Consider the following 14,284-nt stretch of genomic DNA (forward strand, 5'->3'; position numbering starts at 1 on the left):
AGTAAGCTAAAAAGAATATAAAATTAATCAATTGAATTAAACTGGTTTACACCAGATTTATTTTGCGACATTAAGCAACTGCTTCTTACTAATAATCATTAACTGGGCGTAACCTGTCCATATCGAATTCTGTCTTGTGTCAGAAGGTGCACCTCTGTGTGTCTACTTCGGACCAATCGGGGGCAGGGACGGATCGGGTGCGCAGTCACAAAGAAGCATCGCAAAAACAGCATATGGACACATCTGGAGAACACCCATGTCATTCCATCCCCTTACGTCACGGCTTAGTGCCGGTGCGCGCTCGCGTGCTCTTGTCGGCGTCAGCTTCGGCGCCCTTGTGATTGCCCTGCCTTTGGCTGCCTTCGCTCAGGATCAGGCGCCGGCCGAAGACACCACCACGGTTGTGGTTACCGGCCAGCGCCTGTCGAACGCCAACTCAATCGGCCAGCAGAAGAAGGCCACTGCGGTCACCAATGTCATCTCGTCAGATGATCTGGGCAAGTTGCCGGACGCCAACGTGGCCGACGCCCTGGCGCGCGTCCCCGGCGTCAATGTTGTGGTCAACCAAGAAACCGGCGAAGGCGAATATGTCGCCATCCGTGGCTTCGGCGGCACGTTCAACACCTACGCCATCAATGGCGTTCGGGTGGCCCTCACCGATACCGACAGCCGCCGGATGTCGATGACGGTCCTGCCGCCTAACGGCCTGAAGGCCATTTCGGTCAGCAAGACCCTGACACCGGACATGGACGGCGACGCCATTGGCGGCGCGGTCAATTTCGTGACCCCGAATGCCTTCGACTTCAAAAAGGACGTCGTTCGCGTCTTCGCCAGCTATGGCATAAACGATCGCGCCCAGGCCCAGGGTGAAAAAGACGGCAACGCCCAGATCCAGATTGACGCCTCCCATCGTTTCGACGGCGGCAAGTGGGGCGTTTTCGGGTCGTTCAACTATGGCAAGAGCAACTACCATAACGAAGAAACTGAGAATGACGGCGAGTGGGAACCTTACCACTGGCGCAAGGATTCTGAAGAAGCCATCGACGAGAAGTCGATGTACCTGCCGGGTATCGACCTCGACTATCGTCGCGGTTCGCAGGAGCGTTACGGCGGCAACGTCTCGGTCGATTACCACGGCGATGACACCCAGCTCTATCTGCGCGGGCAGTTCTCCAAGCTGAAGCGCGTCGGCACCAACGACTATACCGACGAACGCAGCCGCAAGACCGCCCGCCTTCAGCAGGTCAACATCGACGACACCTCGCTCAAGCAGCCGGAGCAAATGATTGTCGGCCACGGCGCGCGCGGCAATATCTATGGTTACACCACGGCGCAGATCAAGGATTACGACGGTGACGGCGTCATCACCGATGCGGATATGAAGAGCAGTTCTTCATACTGGTCGCTGAATGGCCGTTCCGGTGTCTGGGACCCGAAGGCCTTCCAGTTCGCCCGGACGTTCGAGACCCAGGATCAGGAATCCAACCTGATGACGGTGAATGCCGGCGGCATCACCCACAAGGATGCCCTGACCCTCGAGTATGACCTCAGCTATTCCTACGGCGAAAAAGGCAATAACGGCCACTTCGGCATCGGGTACAATTGCGATAAGTGCAGTACCGATCCGATGTTCACCTCCACCGGTATCCTGTGGTCGTCTGCCGATCCGCGCTTCCCGCTGGCCCAGTTGCCCGCCTACGCCGCCAATGTCGATCATCGCGACGATCTCCTGCCGTTCGATGGCGCCTTCTTCGACAAGGACAAGCAATCCGACGCCCGCACCGCGCTGCGCGTTGACGCCACCTATGATTTCGGCGGTGTCTTCGACCATATCAAGGCGGGTTTTAAATACACCAAGTCCGAGCGCAAGTATGACTCCACGCCGCTGTGGGACGGTAATGTCGATGGTACGCCGCTGGAAAACTCGACCCTGGCCTCTTCGGGCCTCGTTGAGCGCCAGGTCCAGGGCATAGATCACGGCACCTACTATTACGGTTCGATCATGAGCCGGGCAGCGGTGGAAAAAGCGATTACCGCCGCCATGGCCCGTAATCCGACCACCTTCTCCGCAGCCGATCTGAATCAGTCGGACAAGCATGGATCTGAAACCGTTACCGCCGCCTACGCCCTGGCGGACATGCGCTTCAACGACGTTCAGGTTCTGGCCGGTGCGCGGGTGGAACATACCGCAGTTGAAAACACCTCATGGGCTTCGGACGATGACAATGGCGGCACATCCGGCTTCGTCACCTACAAGAAGACGTACGACAATGTTCTGCCGTCGGTCACCGCCGTGTGGCGCCCGGACAGCAAATTTGTCTACCGCGGCGCCTTGTGGACCAGCTTCTCGCGTCCCGAATATGGCAATATCAGCCAGGGCGTGTCGATAGGCCGCGATCCGTCGACGCACGAGATCGTCAAGGTCGAACGCGGCAACCCCGACCTCAAGCCGGCCCAGTCGCTCAATCTCGATCTGTCGGCTGAATATTATCCCGACGCGTCGAGCATGGTGTCGTTGACCTACTTCCAGAAGGTCATCCACGACTTCATCTTCACCAATGGTTCGTCGGTCAATGCCGACACCAAAGAAGGCACGATTGAGTATACGCAACCGCAAAACGGTAAGAAGGCGACCATTTCCGGTGTCGAACTCAATGTCATCAAGTCGTTCGAAGGTCTGCCTGCGCCGTTTGACGGCTTCGGTATCGAGTTTAATGTCACCTCGCAGAACTCTTCGGCCGAAACCGGCCTTAGCTATCGCGTCGGGCGGCCGATCCCGTTCATCCAGTCTCCGGACCTGAACTATAATGCGGGCCTGACCTACCAGAAGTACGGGTTCGAAGCGAAACTGGCCTACCAGTATCAAGGCGCCTATATCGAGGACCTGCGCGATAACGCCGTGGACAAGTGGGTGCAGCCGAACAAGAGCCTGGACCTGCACACGCGTTACACCTTCCGTCCCGGCCTGAGCGTCGATTTCGATGCCCAGAACATCCTTGACGGCCACCGCTACTACACGACCAAGGGCAAGCACCCGTCCTATCAGAAGGACTATATGGAGCCAGGCCGCAACTTCATCCTGCGTCTCGCCTACAGCTACTGATGTCCCAGAGGGCCGTTATCCCCGGCCCTTGAACCTGCGGCGCTCCGGACCCGTCCGGAGCGCCTTTTGCATTGGAGCGACACACTTTTTGGTTTTAAATTATCATATAAATCAGATATGAAGGAATTAGCCGCGTTAAAGACGGCAAGGCAGCGAGGGTACGTGACAGGACAAAGGCCATTGGCCGGAACCGCAGCGATGTCGATATCGCTTTGGTCGGTCGGCGGATCTGTTCCAACGCGCCGATCTACCGCTTCGGCACACCAGGTTCAGGGAGATTTCAATGAAGACGACATCCGTAATGAAGGCCTTTGTGGTAGCCAGCGCCCTCGGCCTGGCGGGACAGGCGATGTTAATGCCTGCCCACGCGGAAACCTCGCGCTGGCCGGCGGCCAAGGCCAACCAATGGTACGGCGAACAGCGCTGGCTCGTCGGCGCCAACTTTCTGCCGACCGATGCGATCAACCAGTTCGAGATGTGGCAGGCCGATACCTTCAATCCGGCCGAAATCGACAAGGAATTTGGTTATGCCGAGGGTATCGGCATGAACACCATGCGGATCTTCCTGCATGACCAACTGTGGGCGCAGGACCCGGAAGGCTTCAAAAAGCGCATCAACATTGTCCTCGATCTGGCGGCCAAGCATCATATCAAGCCGATGCTGGTCCTGTTCGATTCCTGTTGGGACCCCAACCCCAAACTGGGCCCACAGCATCCGCCCGTTCCTGGCGTGCACAATTCGGGCTGGGTGCAATCGCCCGGGACGGCGGGCCTGCTGGATGAGGCCGGCTGGCCGAAATACGAATCCTATGTGAAGGGCATCGTCGGTGCCTTCGCCAAGGATGATCGCATTCTGGCCTGGGACGTGTGGAACGAACCGGACAATCAGGGCGGCGGCAATTACACTCAACTCGACGAACCTACGAAGACGGCTCAGGTGGCCAAGCTGCTGCCGCAGGTCTTCGCCTGGGTGCGTACCCAGGACCCGGTCCAGCCACTGACCTCCGGTGTATGGCACAATGACGACTGGTCGCCGAACGGCCGCCTCAACGCGGTGGAACGCGTGCAGATCGATCAGTCGGACGTCATCAGCTTCCATAGCTATGACTGGCCCGAGCGTCTGGAGCAGCGCATCAGGTCGCTTCAACCCTACGGGCGGCCCTTGCTGATGACGGAATATATGGCGCGCGGCAATGGCTCGACCTTTGATTCGGCCCTGCCCATGGCGCGTAAATACAATGTCGCGGCCATCAACTGGGGCTTCGTCCTGGGCAAGAGCCAGACCAATATGCCGTGGGATTCCTGGGAAAAGCCCTATACGAAATCCCAGCCGACCCTGTGGTTCCACGATATCTTCTATCCGGACGGAAAGGCCTATCGCCAAGCGGAGGTCGAACAGATCAAGGCCATGACGACCGAGGCGGCAAAGGCCTTCAAAAAGCAGTAGATGAGCGGTGCCGGGAAGCAGTCTCCCGGCATTTTTCATGATCTCGCGGTCGTGTGGCCCCGTTGAGTTTTTTGAGGTCTGACATGTTTCGTTTTGTTTTCACGGTCCTGACATCGCTTGCCCTAGCGGCCGGTTCAGTGCAGGCCGCCGTACCTGTGCTCGACGTCGATTTTCCCGATCCGCTCGTTCTGCCCGTCGATGGCGGACTGGTCGCCTACGCCACCAATGGCAAGTCGGGCGGTAAGCGCCTGAATATCCAGTTTTCGCGGTCAAGCGACGGCGTTCACTGGAGCGCGCCGGTCGACGCCATGCCGGAACTGCCGCGTTGGGCGCGATCCAGCGCCCCGGATGTATGGGCGCCGGAAGTCATGAAAATCGGGGACACCTATGTCATGTATTTCAGCGCCCGCCATAAGACGCGCATGCGACCGGATGGCCTGACCCTGTGCGTCGGTGCCGCCGTCTCTAAGGTGCCAGAGGGGCCGTTCGTCCCCGAGACGAAGCCGCTGACCTGTGGCGGTGAATTGGGCGCCATCGACGCCAGTCCGTTCCGTGATGGCGATGACCTGTGGCTCTATGTCAAGACCGACGGCAATTGTTGCGGGGTGCCGATCAGCATCATCGCTCAGCGCCTTACCGCCGACGGACAGCACCTGGCCGGCGCGCCCGCGTTGGTCGAGGGCGTAACCAACGACAAGCCCTGGGAAGGCGGCGTGGTCGAAGGCGAACAGATGATCAAGCACGACGGCCGTTACTACATGGTCTATGCGGCCAATGATTACGGCAGCGACGCGTATGCAACCGGTTATGCGGTGTGCCAGGGGCCTGTCGGGCGATGTCGCGACGCCGACGAAAATCCCATCCTGAAAAGCGCGCCGGGACTGGTCGGGCCTGGGCACCAAAGCGTTTTCGATTTTCGGGGGCGGACCTGGATCGCCTATCATGCCTGGCGCTATGATGGCGACCCGCGCAAACGTTACCGCGCCCTATATATTTCGCCGCTCGACTGGGTGGACGGCAAGCCGGTGATCGCCCCTTGAGCCTGTTCACGGCTCCCGTTTACGCGGATGGTGAACGGCCTTCCTCGACCGTTTCTATGGTCCCTTTATGCGCAGCCGGTCATGACGCGGCGCGTTTTTATGTCCGCCTCAATAGGATCGCCAAAGAACTGAAACGGAGATGTTCCATGCCTTCCAACCTGATTATCGACGAAGACGATCCTGATATCGATGCCGACGATGCCGGTGTGAATACCGAAGATGTCGGCGGGGCCAATACCGATACGATTGACCGGGCGTCGCGCGATATCGAAGATGGTGATGCCGACCAGCCGGACGGCGACAATCCCAACGATCTGGGCGAGGACGAGACCCTGACCGATCTGTAGGGTGCGCTGAAATAGTATCTTTCGCATCTATCCTGACGGAGCGTTTTGGCGCATGATGTCGTCATAAACAAAAAAGCCGCAGGAAACGAAATGCCCCAGATACCCCCTTCAGACTCCATCGTCATTGCCGGAATGGCGCGCACGCCCATGGGCGGTTTTCAGGGTGATTTTGCCGCCGTCACCGCGCCTGAGCTTGGCGCCGTGGCCATTCGCGCGGCCCTGGGGTCAGCAGCGCCGGATATCGTTGATGAGGTCATTATGGGCTGCGTCCTGCCGGCTGGGTTGGGGCAGGCGCCGGCGCGTCAGGCCTCGCTTGGAGCGGGCCTTCCGGTGAGCGTGCCAGCTACCACCATCAACAAGATGTGCGGCTCCGGCATGAAGGCGGTCATGATGGGGTTTGACGCCATCCGCGCCGGATCGGCCGATATCGTCATAGCTGGCGGCATGGAAAGCATGTCGAACGCACCCTATCTGCTGCCGAAGGCGCGCAGCGGCATGCGGATGGGCCATGGCGAGGTCAAGGACCACATGTTCCTCGACGGCCTGGAAGACGCCTATGAAAAAGGTCGTCTGATGGGGTCGTTCGCCGAAGAGGCCGCCACCCACTACCAATTCACTCGCCGGATGCAGGATGATTACGCCCTGGCGTCCCTTGATCGCGCACTGAAAGCGGACTTCAGCGCCGAGATCGCGCCCGTCGAAACCAAGGCGGGCACGATCAGCCGCGACGAACAGCCCGGTAAGGCCAGGCCGGAAAAGATACCTACCCTTAAACCCGCCTTCGCCAAGGACGGCACGGTGACGGCCGCCAATGCCAGCTCGATTTCTGATGGCGCGGCGGCGCTATTACTGGTGCGTGAGTCCAATGCCGAAGTGAAGGGCTTGACGCCGATGGCCCGCATAATAGCCCATGCCAGTCACGCCGAGGAACCGAAATGGTTCAGCCGGGCCCCGGTCGGTGCGATCCAGGCCGTGTTGGCCAAGACGGGTTGGTCGATCGATGAGGTCGATCTGTTCGAGATCAACGAAGCCTTCGCCGTGGTGGCCTTGATTGCCATGCACGATTTGGGGATACCCCACGACAAACTCAACATCCATGGCGGCGCCTGCGCGCTTGGCCATCCCATCGGGGCCAGCGGGGCACGCATACTCGTCACCCTCGTCAATGCCCTGATACAGACGGGCGGGCGACGTGGCATTGCCGCCGTTTGTATTGGCGGTGGCGAAGCGACCGCCGTGGCTGTGGAGCGGGTTTAAATCGCCGACAGCGCAATGCGCCACAGGGCGTTATTGGCGGTGAAATCGTAGGCGCCGTCGCAGAGCAGGGCATCGAACGGGGCCAGCGCGAAGACGTGACCGTTCATGTGAACCGCCGTGACCATGGTGCAGATCAGAAGTGTCGCGCCCTCTGTCCGGCCCGCCAGAGTCCGGTCAACACGCGCCCGAAAGGCGCCGCGCCGGGTCATGACGTTCAGATCGGTCACCGGCAATAGCGGCGTACCATAGATGGGCGTGCCGCCGTCGAAAGCCAGGCTGTCCCCGGCGTTCAGCAGATGACGGCCATCGGGCAGGTCGAGTTGCAATTGCCCCGCCAGGATGGTCAAGTGGCGGTCGATGCCGTCGAAGCGTGAAAACGGACCGGCCTGGGTGACGTCGGCCATGCTGACGCGCCACAGGAAGTCATCCATGCCCGCGCCGTCGGGGAAAACGGCGATCTCGCGCGTCACGCCGCCGCCGTTTTTCCACGGGACAGCGACGCGTCCGGCGGCGGCCAGATGGCGGATCACAGTATGCCCGGCAGATCGAGGCCTTTTTCGCGGGCACAGTCGATGGCGATGTCGTAACCGGCGTCGGCATGGCGCATGACGCCGCTGGCCGGATCGTTCCACAGGACGCGGGCCAACCGTTTGGCGGCGTCGTCCGTGCCGTCGGCCACGATGACCATGCCGGCGTGCTGAGAATAGCCCATGCCGACCCCGCCGCCGTGATGCAGGCTGACCCATGTCGCGCCCGAGGCGGTATTGAGCAGGGCATTGAGCAGGGGCCAGTCGGATACGGCGTCCGAACCATCGCGCATGGCCTCGGTTTCGCGGTTGGGCGAGGCAACGGAGCCGGAATCGAGATGGTCGCGTCCGATCACGACGGGCGCCTTTAGTTCGCCGTTTCGCACCATTTCGTTGAAGGCGAGGCCCAGCCGGTGGCGATCGCCCAGCCCGACCCAGCAGATGCGCGCGGGCAGCCCCTGGAACTTGATACGTTCGCGGGCCATGTCGAGCCAGTTGTGCAGGTGCGGATTGTCGGGGATCAGTTCCTTGACCTTGGCGTCGGTCCGGTAGATGTCTTCGGGATCGCCGGATAAGGCCACCCAGCGGAACGGGCCTATGCCGCGGCAAAACAGCGGCCGGATATAGGCGGGAACGAAACCGGGGAAATCGAAGGCGTTTTTGACCCCTTCATCGAACGCGACCTGGCGGATATTGTTGCCGTAATCGACGGTCGGCACGCCGGCTTTTTGGAAATCAAGCATGGCGCGGACATGTTGCGCCATGGAGGCCTTGGCGGCCCCGGCGACGGCCTGCGGATCGCGTTCGCGCCGGTCTAGCCAGTCCTCGACCGTCCAGCCAGAGGGCAGATATCCATTGACCGGATCGTGGGCGGAGGTTTGATCGGTGAGCAGGTCCGGGCGCACACCCCGACGGAACAGCTCGGGCAGGATATCGGCGGCATTGCCGAGCAGGCCGACCGATATCGGCTTTGTGGCGTTGCCTATCATGGCCAAGGCATCGTCGATATCCCTGGCCTGGTAATCGAGATAGCCGGTGCGCAGGCGCATCTCGATGCGCGACGCCTGGCATTCGATGGCCAGACAGGACGCACCCGCCATGACGGCGGCCAGGGGTTGCGCCCCGCCCATGCCGCCCAGGCCGGCGGTAAGCAGCCACCTGCCGCTCAGGTCGCCGTTATAATGCTGGCGGCCCATCTCGACAAAGGTTTCGTACGTGCCCTGAACAATGCCTTGGGTGCCGATATAGATCCACGATCCGGCCGTCATCTGGCCATACATCATCAGCCCCTTGCGGTCGAGTTCGTGGAAATGCTCCCAATTGGCCCAGTGCGGCACCAGGTTGGAATTGGCGAGCAGAACGCGCGGCGCGTTTTCGTGGGTCTCGAACACGCCCACCGGCTTGCCCGACTGGATCAGCAGGGTCTGGTTGTTTTCGAGGCGTTTCAGGGTCTCGACAATGCGGTCAAAGCTTTCCCAGTCGCGCGCCGCCCGGCCTATGCCACCATAGACGACCAGTTCTTCCGGTCGTTCGGCCACGTCGGGATGCAGGTTGTTCATCAACATGCGCAAGGGGGCCTCGGTCAACCAGGATTTGGCGGACAGCTGTGTTCCGGTGGCCGGGGTGATCATGCGTGAATTATCGAGACGGGTCATCTTCTTGTCCTTGCAATGGTCAGTATGGCCGAAAAATGGGGCTTACTTCGGTTCTACAGTCGGCAGCGGGATATTCGCGGCGGTGGTTACGGCCCGCGAGCGGACCAGATCGATGGCCAAGGCCATGTCGGGGTGGAAGTGGCGGTCGTGGTCGAGCGCGGGCACGGCGGCGCGGGTCAGGGCGCGGACCCGTTCCAGGGCATCGGATGAGGTCAGCGGCGCGTGGAAATCACAGCCCTGCGCCGCCGCCAGCAATTCGATGGCGATGACGGCAAAGGCGTTTTCCGCCATGTCCATCAACCGGCGCGCGCCATGGGCCGCCATGGAGACATGGTCTTCCTGATTGGCCGAGGTCGGGATGGAATCGACGCTGGCCGGATAGGCGCGCTGCTTGTTTTCGGAGACCAGGGCGGCGGCGGTGACCTGGGGGATCATGAAGCCGGAATTGAGGCCCGGCTTTGGCGTCAGGAAGGCGGGCAGGCCGGACAGCGCAGGATCGACCAGCATCGCGATCCGCCGTTCGGCGATGGAGCCGATCTCGCAGAGGGTCAGGGCGATCATGTCGGCGGCGAAGGCCACGGGCTCGGCGTGGAAATTGCCGCCGGACAGGGCTTCGTCGGGATCGGTGAAGATGAGCGGATTATCGGAGACGCCATTGGCCTCGGTTTCAAGGGTCGTGGCGGCCTGGCGCAGCACATCAAGTGCCGCCCCCATGACCTGTGGTTGGCAGCGCAGGCAGTAGGGGTCCTGAACCCGTTCGTCGCCCTTGAGGTGAGAGGCCCGGATGGCTGACCCATCCATCAGGGTGCGCAAGGCGTGGGCGGTGTCGATCTGGCCCTGATGGCGGCGCAGCGCATGAATGCGGGGATCGAACGGGGCATCGGACCCCTTGGCCGCCTCGGTCGATAAGGCACCGGTAATGAGCGCTGTTTGCAGCAGGGATTCGGCTTCGAACAGTCCCGCCAGCGCGTTGGCGGTCGAAAACTGCGTGCCGTTGAGCAGGGCCAGGCCCTCCTTCGGTCCCGGCGTCAGGGGCGATAGGCCCGCTTCGGTCAAGGCTTGCAGGGCGGGTTTGCGCACGCCGCCTGAGTCTATTTCACCGACGCCGATCATGCACGCGGCCATGTGGGCGAGTGGCGCCAGATCGCCCGACGCGCCGACACTGCCCTGGCAGGGAATGACCGGCATCAGGTCATGCGCCAGCATGGCCTGCATCAGGGTCAGGGTCTCGACGCGAATGCCCGATGCCCCCTGGGCCAGGGAGGTCAGTTTGAGCGCCAGCATCAGGCGGACGACCGGCCGGGGCGAGGGCGCGCCGACACCGGCGGCATGGGACAGGATGATATTGCGCTGAAGCGTGATCAGGTCCGCATCATCGATGCGAGTCGAGGCCAGTTTGCCGAAGCCGGTATTGATGCCGTAGACGGGTTCGCCCCTGGCCAGGATGCGCGTGATGGCCGCGGCGCTTTCGGCGACCTGCGCCAGACAGGCAGAGTCGAGACGGAAGTCTTCGCCGCGATAGATGCGCCGCCAGTCGGAGAGTGGCACCTGGCCGGGAATGAGGATCATGCGGTTTTACCTTGGAAGACGCGGGCATGGAGGGGCGAGGTGCCCATGAAATAAACGAGGTCGGCGGCTTGGTCGCAGTCCCAGACAGCGAAGTCGCAGCTCTTGCCCAGCTTCAGCGCGCCGATGTCGTCGCGGCCGAGCGCGCGGGCGGCATTGGCTGTGACGCCGGCCAGGCATTCATCCACTGTCAGGCGGAACAGGGTGGCGGCCATGTTCATCGCCAGCAGAATCGAGGTCAGCGGCGAGGTGCCGGGGTTGCAATCGGTGGCGATGGCCATGGGCACGCCGGCGGCGCGCAAGGCTTCGATCGGCGGCTTGACCGTTTCGCACATGACGTAAAAGGCGCCAGGCAGAAGCGTCGCGACGGTCCCGGCGGCCCGCATAGCTTCGATCCCGTCGGCGTCGAGATGTTCGAGATGATCGGCCGACAAGGCGCCATACCGTGCCGCCAGCGCCGCGCCATGCAGGTTGGACAATTGTTCAGCGTGGATCTTGACCGCCAGCCCGTGTGCCCGGGCGGCGGCGAAGACCCGTTCGGTCTGGGCGGGGGAAAAGCCGATGCCTTCGCAAAAGACATCGACAGCCGAGGCCAAACCGACGGCGGCGGGAATCATCCGGGTGCAGACCTCGTCGATATAGGCGTCGGGATGGTCTTTGAACTCCGGCGGCAGGGCGTGCGCGCCGAGCAGGGTGGTCACGATGCGAACCGGGCGATGCTGTGCCAGGGCGCGGGCGGCGCGCAGCATTTTCAGCTCGTCTTCCAGGGTCAGGCCGTAGCCGGATTTGATCTCCACCGTCGTCACACCGGACGCCAGCAGAGCGTCCAGACGGGGCAGGGCGGCGGTAATTAGCGCCGCTTCGTTGGCGGCGCGTGTTGCGGTAACGGTGGACAATATGCCGCCGCCGGCTCGCGCGATGTCCTCGTAGGACACGCCGTCGAGACGCAGTTTGAATTCGTTGGCGCGGTTGCCGGCGAAGACAAGGTGGGTGTGGCAATCGATCAGGCCCGGCGTGACCAGTCTGCCGCCCAGGTCTATGACCTCACCCTCGAAATCCGCCGGTGGGCCCGCATGGATGATGCGGCCGTCGCGGACGGCGATCATGCCGTCGTCGATGATCGGCTGGCCGGCGGCGGTCAGCAGGCGGGCGCGAGTCCAAACCGTATCGCAACGCATGAGGGCTTCCCTGAGACAACGAATATGTCTATACATAACGGCATAATGTATAGACATATCGAACGCAAGGCCCATGTCATCACTATGGTTTGAAAAAGCGTTGCTGAAAAATGGCTGGCAGTCCGGCGTCCGCCTGACCATTGCCGACGGTCGGATTGCCGCCATTGCCACCGATACCGAGCCGCAGGGTGAGCAGCACGCGGTCGGCGTTCCGGGCATGCCCAATGTGCACAGCCACGCCTTTCAGCGTGTTATCGCTGGTCTCACCGAACGCCGGGGCACAGAACCGGACAGTTTCTGGTCGTGGCGCGACCAGATGTACCGGTTTCAGGCGCGCATCGACCCGGACGCGTTTCAGATCATCGCCAGTATGGCCTATATGGAAATGCTGGAGGCGGGCTTTACGCGCGTCGGTGAATTTCATTATCTGCATCATCCCCAAACCGGCCCACAAACCGGCCGGTTCGACGATCCGGCCGAGATGGCTGCGCGGGTCGTCATGGCGGCGGAGACGACCGGCATCGGCCTGACTCTACTGCCGGTGTTTTACGCCCATGCCGGATTTGGCGGTCAGGCGCCCACGGCGGGACAGGCGCGTTTCATTCACGACCTGGACGGTTTTCAGCGCCTGCTGGAGGCCAGCCGCCGCCATGTCGCGCGGCTGGATGACGCTTGTGTCGGCATCGCACCGCACAGCCTGCGCGCGGTGACGCCCAGCGAGTTGGAGGCCCTGATCCCGATGGCCGAAGGCGGACCGATCCACATCCATATCGCCGAGCAGGTGCGTGAGGTCGAGGATTGCATCGCCCATACCGGCCAGCGCCCCGTCGAGTGGCTGCTCGATCATGCGCCGGTCGATGGACAATGGTGCCTGGTGCACGCCACCCATATGACGACTGAGGAAACGAAGCGCCTGGCCAAGTCCGGCGCGATAGCGGGCCTCTGTCCCGTTACCGAGGCCAATCTGGGGGACGGCCTGTTTCCGGCGCGCGAATATCTGGCGCACGGCGGGCGTTTCGGTATCGGTTCGGATTCCAATGTGCTGATCGGTGTTGCCGAAGAGTTGCGGCTGCTGGAATATGGCCAGCGGCTGTTCCACCGTGAACGCAACGTGCTGGATAACCTCTATGTCCGCGCGCTCGATGGCGGGCAGGCCCTGGGGGCACCAGCAGGGTTGGATGTCGGCCAGCCGGCGGATATCGTCAGCCTCGATTGCACGCTTGACGCCTTTATCTTCGCCTCGGCGCGTTCGCCTATCGACTGCGTCTGGCGGTTCGGTCGCAAGCAGGTTTCGGGCGGTCGCCACGTGGCGCGTGACGCCATTCTTGCCGACTATCGTCAACTCATGCAAAAGCTGTCGGCATGAAGCCGCTGCACCAGAAAATCCGCGACGATATCGAAGGCCAGATCCGTTCCGGCGTGCTGAAACCCGGTGATCGCATCCCGTTTGAACATGAACTGATGGCGCACTATGGCGTGTCGCGCATGACCGTCAACAAGGCGCTGACACCGCTGGACGAGGCGGGGCTGATCGAGCGCCGCAAGCGGGCGGGCAGCTTCGTGCGCCTGCCGCGTCTCGACTCCACCGTGCTCGATATCCCGGACATCCAGCACGAAATCACGGCGCGGGGCGAAGCCTATCATTTTGAGCTCCTGTCCTACACGATCCGCACGGCCAGCACGGACGAAGAGACGGAACTGGCTGGCGGCGGCCAGGTCATCAGCCTGACTGGCCTGCATTTCGCGTCGGCCAAGCCCTTGGCGTTCGAACGCCGCCTGATCAATCTGGGCGCTGTGCCCGATGCCGAAACCATCGATTTCACGCGCCAGTCACCGGGCCACTGGCTGCTGGGCGCCGTGCCGTGGACCCATGTCGAAAACCAGATTAGCGCAGCGATTGCGGAGGGTCAGATCGCGCGGCATCTGCGGCTCGATGCCGGGGCGCCGTGCCTGGTGGTTGACCGCCGGACCTGGCGCGACAAGGCGCGCGTCACGACCGTGCGTCAGGTGTTCGACGGGGCGGCCTATCGCCTGATTGCGCGTTTCGATCATGGTTAGCGGATGATCATATTGCATTAATCGCTATCGCGGATACTTTGTCCAAATCTTAGAGCATTCGTCGGCTCAGTTGAGCCGCCTCATGGCTCTCATTTTTTGTAACGCC

The 14,284-nt window shown here is 61.9% G+C and carries 11 protein-coding genes; 7 read left to right on the top strand and 4 right to left on the bottom strand.

The features are described from left to right. Nucleotides 1–256 precede the first annotated feature (256 nt). The 5 genes from AEAC466_RS32590 to AEAC466_RS32610 all read left to right on the top strand — a co-directional run bounded on the left by AEAC466_RS32590 (nt 257) and on the right by AEAC466_RS32610 (nt 7,194). The gene (locus AEAC466_RS32590) at nt 257–3,103 is read left to right on the top strand and encodes a TonB-dependent receptor (protein WP_023458021.1); all 2,847 of its coding nucleotides are present in this window, start codon (nt 257–259) and stop codon (nt 3,101–3,103) included. 283 nt (nt 3,104–3,386) lie between these two features. Then, nucleotides 3,387–4,550 carry a cellulase family glycosylhydrolase gene (locus AEAC466_RS32595; RefSeq protein ID WP_235074253.1) on the top strand — a complete coding sequence of 388 codons (1,164 nt, stop codon included), beginning with the start codon at nt 3,387–3,389 and terminating at the stop codon, nt 4,548–4,550. A gap of 83 nt (nt 4,551–4,633) precedes the next feature. Continuing rightward, nucleotides 4,634–5,590, top strand: a complete 957-nt coding sequence (locus AEAC466_RS32600; RefSeq protein ID WP_023458023.1) for a glycoside hydrolase family 43 protein — start codon at nt 4,634–4,636, stop codon at nt 5,588–5,590. 146 nt (nt 5,591–5,736) lie between these two features. Beyond that, complete coding sequence (locus tag AEAC466_RS32605) at nt 5,737–5,937, top strand: hypothetical protein (RefSeq protein ID WP_023458024.1); 201 nt, start codon at nt 5,737–5,739, stop codon at nt 5,935–5,937. Between the two features lie 90 nt (nt 5,938–6,027). Next, nucleotides 6,028–7,194, top strand: a complete 1,167-nt coding sequence (locus tag AEAC466_RS32610; protein ID WP_031238662.1) for an acetyl-CoA C-acyltransferase — start codon at nt 6,028–6,030, stop codon at nt 7,192–7,194. Here the strand turns inward: AEAC466_RS32610 and AEAC466_RS32615 are convergent. From AEAC466_RS32615 to hutI, 4 genes are read right to left on the bottom strand one after another with little or no spacing between them, the layout of a single operon-like run. Next, nucleotides 7,191–7,724: a HutD/Ves family protein gene (locus AEAC466_RS32615; protein WP_023458026.1), complete on the bottom strand. Its 534-nt coding sequence runs from the start codon at nt 7,722–7,724 to the stop codon at nt 7,191–7,193. The genes AEAC466_RS32610 and AEAC466_RS32615 overlap by 4 nt on opposite strands. After that, entirely contained in the window at nt 7,721–9,376 is a 1,656-nt protein-coding gene (hutU, locus tag AEAC466_RS32620) for a urocanate hydratase (RefSeq protein ID WP_023458027.1), read from the bottom strand. The genes AEAC466_RS32615 and hutU overlap by 4 nt, the downstream gene beginning before the upstream one ends. Nucleotides 9,377–9,418: 42 nt before the next feature. Beyond that, nucleotides 9,419–10,945, bottom strand: coding sequence for a histidine ammonia-lyase (gene hutH, locus AEAC466_RS32625; protein ID WP_023458028.1), 1,527 nt, complete (start codon nt 10,943–10,945; stop codon nt 9,419–9,421). Continuing rightward, nucleotides 10,942–12,120 carry an imidazolonepropionase gene (hutI, locus tag AEAC466_RS32630; RefSeq protein ID WP_023458029.1) on the bottom strand — a complete coding sequence of 393 codons (1,179 nt, stop codon included), beginning with the start codon at nt 12,118–12,120 and terminating at the stop codon, nt 10,942–10,944. The genes hutH and hutI overlap by 4 nt, the downstream gene beginning before the upstream one ends. A 73-nt stretch (nt 12,121–12,193) precedes the next feature. Between hutI and AEAC466_RS32635 the strand changes: the two genes are divergently transcribed. Continuing rightward, nucleotides 12,194–13,486, top strand: coding sequence for a formimidoylglutamate deiminase (locus tag AEAC466_RS32635; RefSeq protein WP_023458030.1), 1,293 nt, complete (start codon nt 12,194–12,196; stop codon nt 13,484–13,486). After that, nucleotides 13,483–14,178, top strand: coding sequence for a histidine utilization repressor (hutC, locus tag AEAC466_RS32640; RefSeq protein ID WP_023458031.1), 696 nt, complete (start codon nt 13,483–13,485; stop codon nt 14,176–14,178). The genes AEAC466_RS32635 and hutC overlap by 4 nt, the downstream gene beginning before the upstream one ends. The last annotated feature ends 106 nt before the right edge of the window (nt 14,179–14,284 follow it).

Origin of the sequence: Asticcacaulis sp. AC466 (assembly GCF_000495815.1) — a bacterium.
GTDB lineage: Bacteria > Pseudomonadota > Alphaproteobacteria > Caulobacterales > Caulobacteraceae > Asticcacaulis.

Coding starts and splice junctions, on each gene's coding strand:
- AEAC466_RS32590 (WP_023458021.1), top strand. CDS start 257: ATGTCATTCCATCCCCTTACGTCACGGCTTAGTGCCGGTGCGCGCTCG.
- AEAC466_RS32595 (WP_235074253.1), top strand. CDS start 3,387: ATGAAGACGACATCCGTAATGAAGGCCTTTGTGGTAGCCAGCGCCCTC.
- AEAC466_RS32600 (WP_023458023.1), top strand. CDS start 4,634: ATGTTTCGTTTTGTTTTCACGGTCCTGACATCGCTTGCCCTAGCGGCC.
- AEAC466_RS32605 (WP_023458024.1), top strand. CDS start 5,737: ATGCCTTCCAACCTGATTATCGACGAAGACGATCCTGATATCGATGCC.
- AEAC466_RS32610 (WP_031238662.1), top strand. CDS start 6,028: ATGCCCCAGATACCCCCTTCAGACTCCATCGTCATTGCCGGAATGGCG.
- hutU (WP_023458027.1), bottom strand. CDS start 9,376: ATGACCCGTCTCGATAATTCACGCATGATCACCCCGGCCACCGGAACA.
- hutH (WP_023458028.1), bottom strand. CDS start 10,945: ATGATCCTCATTCCCGGCCAGGTGCCACTCTCCGACTGGCGGCGCATC.
- hutI (WP_023458029.1), bottom strand. CDS start 12,120: ATGCGTTGCGATACGGTTTGGACTCGCGCCCGCCTGCTGACCGCCGCC.
- AEAC466_RS32635 (WP_023458030.1), top strand. CDS start 12,194: ATGTCATCACTATGGTTTGAAAAAGCGTTGCTGAAAAATGGCTGGCAG.
- hutC (WP_023458031.1), top strand. CDS start 13,483: ATGAAGCCGCTGCACCAGAAAATCCGCGACGATATCGAAGGCCAGATC.